General features: G+C 65.4%; 4 protein-coding genes. 1 reads left to right on the top strand and 3 read right to left on the bottom strand.

All coding sequences use genetic code 11. The annotated features are described in order from the left end of the window. Positions 1–364 precede the first annotated feature (364 nt). The 3 genes from LKD76_RS31425 to LKD76_RS31415 form a co-directional block, all read right to left on the bottom strand. On the bottom strand, positions 365–1,390 hold the full coding sequence (locus tag LKD76_RS31425) for an AAA family ATPase (protein ID WP_227985582.1): 1,026 nt from the start codon (positions 1,388–1,390) through the stop codon (positions 365–367). A 917-nt stretch (positions 1,391–2,307) separates the two neighbouring features. After that, complete coding sequence (locus LKD76_RS31420; protein ID WP_227985581.1) at positions 2,308–2,736, bottom strand: hypothetical protein; 429 nt, start codon at positions 2,734–2,736, stop codon at positions 2,308–2,310. Positions 2,737–3,702: 966 nt separating this feature from the next. Continuing rightward, positions 3,703–4,611: a hypothetical protein gene (locus tag LKD76_RS31415; protein WP_227985579.1), complete on the bottom strand. Its 909-nt coding sequence runs from the start codon at positions 4,609–4,611 to the stop codon at positions 3,703–3,705. Between the two features lie 682 nt (positions 4,612–5,293). Here LKD76_RS31415 and LKD76_RS31410 point away from each other — a divergent pair. After that, positions 5,294–5,587: a hypothetical protein gene (locus LKD76_RS31410; RefSeq protein WP_227985577.1), complete on the top strand. Its 294-nt coding sequence runs from the start codon at positions 5,294–5,296 to the stop codon at positions 5,585–5,587. The last annotated feature ends 413 nt before the right edge of the window (positions 5,588–6,000 follow it).

The following is a 6,000-nucleotide window of genomic DNA, read 5'->3' as shown; positions in this document are numbered from 1 at the left end:
GCGCGCAGGTCTCCTGCGGAGGCCCGCCGCGCGGGCGCTTCGCGCCCGAAATTTGTTGCGATACAACGTAACTCGCGTCTAACCCGCTTGCCGCCAATCGAAAGTTGTTGCTACGCAACATCTTTCGATTCTCGTTACAGCATTCACCCTACAGAATTCAGGAATCGAATTCTGTAGGGTGAATGCGCTGGTAAACCCCTACTTTACAGATTTCAGGATTGATGGTTACGGGATGAATTTTATTGTAGCTCTGAAACACATTGCATTGCAATGGTTTTCGATGCTGCCGGATGAGCTGAATCCGCATCCTGGTACAGGAATTCTATACGCGCATAATCGCATAGGGAATGCGCTGGTCACGCCTCTACAGCCGCGGCAGTGCGTCCCCATCGTTGTATTTGCGCTCCCACGCGGCAATCTTCTCCCGCACGGCCTGATCGACCAGCGCGGCAAGCGATTCCGAGCCGGACTCTTCGGGGTGGCGGCGGTTCATGTACACCACGGCCTCGCGGGCGTACTCCAGCAGGGCGAGGTCGAAATTGATGCCCTGCTGCCGCTTGGTGTCGCTGTTGCGCTGGAGCGCGGGGCGGTCGTCGTCGACGGTCGGGATGGTGCGAGGGTTGCGGCGTCGGCGGTCGTTGACGGCGCGGCTCTCGCTGCCGGAGGAGATGGCGCGGGCGAGGTTGGCGCGGGTGGTGTTGGGGCGGCGTGCGGGCATGGGGCTACTTCTCCTGGGCGTGGTCGGCGAGCATCTCGGCCAGGGCGTCCTTGTACGCGCTGACGGGTCCGGGAGAGCCGGGACGGTGCCGAAAGCGTCGATGAACACCGCGCGCATCGGGATCTCGGTGCGCATGACCGGGTAGCCGAAGTCCTCGACGAGGGCCTCGCGGGCGGCGACGGATGAGTTGGTGCTGTACCAGATCCGCACGAGCAGCACGGAGGCGACGACATCGCGCTGGCGCTCGACCTTGGCGGTGACCTCGAACGTGGCGCCGATCTCGGCGAGGTCGATACCGCTGCTGGAGGTGGGCACGAGCAGATGCCCGGTCGCCATCAGCGCGGCTTCGAGGGTCTCGGCTTCGGGCGTGGTGGCGGCGCGGGCGGTGTGGGTCCGGCTCGGTGGCACGTCGACGATGATCGCGTCGTAGTCGCTACGGACGGCCTCGATTTGGCGCTGGAGGGTCCTGTGGTTGATCCACGAGACGACGGTGACCTGATCCTGGGGCCAGTCGGCACCGGCGATCTCAGCCCATTTGAGGGCGGAGCGCTGGGGGTCGGTGTCGATGAGCAGCACCCGCCGGCCACTGTCGGCCAGGGCGAGCGAGAGCATGATGGCGGTGGTGGTCTTGCCGACCCCGCCTTTGAGGTTGCCGATGGTGATCGCGGTCATGGCTCGACTCTCGCTCGACTATGCGCGTTTACACGTTTAAGCCTTGAGAATATCGTGCCGACCTGCCGAATCCGGTGCGCTGGAGCGGCGGACATGGCGAATCCGGTGCGGCCAGAAGGGGGATGACCAGCAACACCGGATTCGGTTGCCCATTATTGCCTACCGGCGGCGGACACCGTGTCGTCCATACGGGCCGGGCGGGGCGTATAGGCCGGGTGCCCCGTATATGGACCACGGCTATACGGGCGGATATACGGCTATACGCCCCACCAAATTTGGCCAAGATCAATGGTGCAAATGGTGTATCGAATCGTGTCGGGATCTCTGGGCGGATTCCCGCTGGGGTGGGGGTCCCTGAGGGGGTCTCTTCAGGGGGTAGGAGGGGTGGGGTGTCTATACGGGTGTGCCGGTCCGTATAGCGCGGTCCTGATCCGTATAGCGCGGTCTCTATACGTATATCGGCGCGGCGTATACGCCCCCGCCACCCCGACCAAGATTGATGGTGCAAAAGGTGTGTGCAGGGTGTGTGTTCGCTTGTGGCGGGTTTGCGCTATGTGGGTGGTTATACGGTTGGGTTCGGGTGGATATGCGGTCTGGTTCTGGTGGTTATGCGGGTTTGGTGGGGTGGTGAATCGGTGTGGGATTGCTGTGGAATCTCTGTTGTCGCAACACAACACCGTTTCGCGGTGTCTCACTACCCGCGAAACGGTGTTGAGCTGCACGGTCGCGTTGGGCCAGAACCGCGCCCCGGTACGCGATTGATGGTTATGCGCCGAATCCGATGTGGTCGACCACGTTGTAGGCGTTCCAGTCGGTTCCGAGGGTGTCGGCCGCGAGGACGTGCCAGGTGTCGTTCATGCCGTCGAATATCGCTGCGGCCCACTGGCGACCAGCCGCCCCAATCGGCCGGACGGAAATCACCCGCCGATATTCTGTAGGTCCGATGCTGTTCGGGGTGACGGCGGTGTTTGGTCGGACGGGGGTGTATCTCGATCCGGGTGCCGGCGCCCGTTTGATGTCGAGCCGCTTGCGCCAGCGAGGCGGCCATGTTCCGGCTTGTGCAGGTCGGTGTAGGCCGCCTCGATCCGTGCCAGGTTGGCCGCGTTCGGTGTCCGCTCCTCGGCCAGCCACGCCATCATCGTGCGGGCGGTGACATCGATCCCGGCCGCGTTCATGGCGTCATATCCGGCCGACGATTTGGTCAGGTACCGCAGCCGGGCGGCCAAGCCCGATCGGTAGTGGATCGGCGACTTGACCCCCTCGGCCAGTTCGGTGAGCCGGTCGGCGATGGCCTTGCCGCCGGGGATGCCCGACGCTCCGGACCCGCCGTTGATTTTCCCGCCCATTCCCGATCACCGACCCCGATCCGGACGGGTAGGTGTCGCCCTTGGGCTTCATCTGGCCCAGGCCCCGGCCCTCCTGCCAGACCTGACGCCATCACCGGCGACGTGCAGCTCGTCGACACCGGTGAGGCGGTGCACCCACAGCCCGGCGGTATGGGCCTTGTGCGCGCGCCGCCACAGGTTGGCGTGGGGCCTGTGCCCGTATGATGTGGCCCCAGTCGGTGCCGTCCAGATCGTGGTTGTAGCCGCTCGCCTTGGCCATCGTGGAGACGAACTTCCGAATACATGCCTTGATGTAGTCCAGGGGCCACCTCGTCACCGTGTTCGATGGCCTCGGCGCGGGCATCGCGCAGCGTCTCCTTAGGGCCGGGCAGCAGGGCCTCGCTCGACCCGCTGGTCCATGACTGGTGAATGACCGGGGCCAGGCACAGGGCGCCGTAGCGGTCGGTGGACAGATCGGTCAGCAGCTGCAGCGTCGGGCGGGTCACCCACACCCGCCCTGGCATGTCGCGAGATCCCAGCGGGTTGGGCAACCCGTCGTGGTCCCAGGGACCGGGGGTGATCTCGTAGAGCCCCGAGCGTTTCCGGTCGAACTCGCCGCTATCGGAGTGTTGAAGCGCCCCGATCGGCAGGTGGGTCGTCATCGCGGACAGATAGGCGGCGTTGACGTCCAACGGCTGGATCTCGGCATCGGCCGGAGTGCGGGGGTTGGTCCACTTCGGCCGCGCCTCCCAGATGGCGTTGGCGGCACCCTTGGCAGGCTTCCGCAGGATCTCCGGCTCGGCGGGTGGGCGGTGTGGTCGTAGCGGGCACCGGCGCGGGTGGCGTCGAACAGTTCCATCGCGTCCGGGATCGCCGCGCTGACCAATGCCTGAGTCGCTGCGGTCCGGTCCCCGCCGGCCTCGGTCAGCGCGGCGGCCACCCGGTCGGCGATGAACGTACCCCCCGTTTTTGCATGGGGACTGTTTTTTACAGGGGCCACAGGGGCCACAGGGGCCAGGCGGGATTCGTGCTGGTCAGAAGCCTGAAATCCGGCCCTGTGGTGGCCCCTGTCGCCGAATCTGAAAGGGGCCGCTCAGGGGCCACCCCGTTTTCGAGCACAGAAACGCCGATATGAAGCCGCCGGGGCCTGGTGCTTCCGATCCGAGTTTTGAGAGTCCGATGCAGCTGCCCCGCTTCGAGCTTGCTCTGGATCACTCCGGCCTCGCCGAGTCGGTCATTGAGCGCCCGGTCGTCGAGTCCGAGAGTTTCGGCGCCGGCCATCTTGTTCAGCAGCTCGTGTGTGGCCTTGGGGATGAGGTACAGCGTGCGCCCGTCGTCGGAGAGGTTGCCGAGCATGAGCCCACGCCGGACCTGGTCGACCCCGTTGGCCCCGCCGAATCCGCCGCCTCCGCCGACTGCCTCCCATCCCCAGCTGGTCGCGTTCTCGGGAGCGCCCCCGTCCATGGATTCCAGATGAGCTTGTTTGGAGTCGAATGCTTCGCGCAGCAGCTCCACCCATCGGGTCACGGGGTCGATCTCGACCCGTCCGGCGCTGGCCGCAGTGTCGACAGCGACCACCGAGGCGTAGGCCTGCTGGTACATGGCTTCGGCGTTTTCGGTGGTGACAGCGCCGGTGGACCAGGCGTAGGTCAGCAGGGTTTCGGCGGTCAGCAGCAGGTGTGCGAGGTGGCTCGCGGATCGGCCGCACCCGGAGGCGACGAGTTCGCTGCGGATCTCGGCCCAGCGTTTGCGCTGTTCGGAATCCTCGCCCGCTTCGTGCCGGGCGGCCAGGTAGCGAATGAACCCGGCCATCGCTGTCGCGTAGACGCCGGTTTCGGCCTTGGCGCCGATCTCGTTGAGCTGGGTTTTGTCGACCAGTCCTTTGCTCAGGGCCACGATGAAACTGCGGTTTTCGGCGGAGGGCACCTTGAATCGCAGTTCCGCGGTAACGAGGGCGAATCCACGCGGCGGCCGGGTCTTGCGGTCCCCGCCGCTGCGGGATCCTCGGCCGCGAGCCCGAGCCGTTGCCGCGGAACCGGGCCAGGTACATCGAACCGTCGACGATATCGGTCGCTCGCGTCGGTTCGAAGGCAGGGTGGGCGTCGTACGATGACCTTGGAGCGCGTTTTTCGCGCCGTGGGCGTAGGTCTCCAGGGACACCCGGTAGAGCAGAAGTATCTGCGGGAACGGGTCCAGCATGACCGGGGTGCTGTAGTGTGGGAAAGCCGATGCCGGCCAGCACCGACTTGCAGTTGTCGGACGGGCCGTAGAGGACACATCCGAGGAAATCCGTCCGTTGCGCGCACAGCTCCATCGGCGGCAGGTAGGTCATCAGCAGCAGCGGCCAACATGACCTCGGGCCGGTGCGAGGGTCCAGCTGTCGAGCGAGGCCCGCAGTAGCGTCGCGCTCCTGGTCCTGATCCGGTGTGCGGGCAGTGCTACGTGCCGATGCGGGGGCCGAGTTCGATCGCCGGACCGGGCACCGCGCCGTCGGCCCCGATGCAGGCTCCTGCGGTGAGGTAGACCGGGCGTCCGTCGATCTCGATCCATCCGTGTGGCGGTGCAGGGGGATGGTCGGGTGTCTTCGCAGGCGGAGCACGGCGTCGGCGAGCACGTTGACCATGCCCCGGGAGCCGTGCCCGGATACCGAGAAGTTGGCCCACACGTCGCCGGTCAGCAGCTGGCGGTGGGTGACCCGGGACTCTTCGCCATTGACGGCGATGGTGTAGAGCTTGCGGTCTTGCAGGTCGTCCTCGTCGAGGTCGACTGTCACGTCGATAACGTCCGGGACGAACGGGAGTACGGCCCGTCGGACGGTTTCGCCGTCTTTGTTCTGGCTGGTCTTGGCGATCACGCCCGGATTTCCGGTTGAGTCTGTACCGGTTCCCGCCCGAGAAAAACGTGAGGTCATCGGACTCTGTGCCGATGACAGGAGTGGCCCGCTGTCGTCGAGCTGAACCCGTTGGCGGTGGATTCGGTTGTCCTGCGGTAGCTCATCTACCCCTCTCATGGAGTTCAGGGGCGGAGCCTCGCGAATTCGAGAGCGTGTGTCGGGTTCGACTACTGTCAGATCCCTGCTGTACTTCAATCACGAGGCTCCGCCCCTTACTTGGACCCCCTGCCCCCTCATCGGCTGCTAACCGGAATCACATGAGGGGCAGAGGTGTTTCTGGGAACACTCTGCCCGTCGCGGCCTCGAATTGGTGGACCGACACCGGACTTTCACCTGATCAGATCCAGCGGCCGGGCACGTGTCTCGCGGTGGCGGCGATCTCGGCAAGGTCG

The organism is Nocardia spumae (assembly GCF_020733635.1).
Taxonomy (GTDB): Bacteria; Actinomycetota; Actinomycetes; order Mycobacteriales; family Mycobacteriaceae; genus Nocardia; species Nocardia spumae.
Note: the sequence above shows the minus strand (reverse complement) of the source record. Positions and strands in the feature narration are given on the sequence as shown.

Excerpts from the sequence above, each read along its gene's own strand:
- LKD76_RS31425 (WP_227985582.1), bottom strand. The coding sequence starts at position 1,390 with ATGACCGCGATCACCATCGGCAACCTCAAAGGCGGGGTCGGCAAGACC.
- LKD76_RS31420 (WP_227985581.1), bottom strand. The coding sequence starts at position 2,736 with ATGGGCGGGAAAATCAACGGCGGGTCCGGAGCGTCGGGCATCCCCGGC.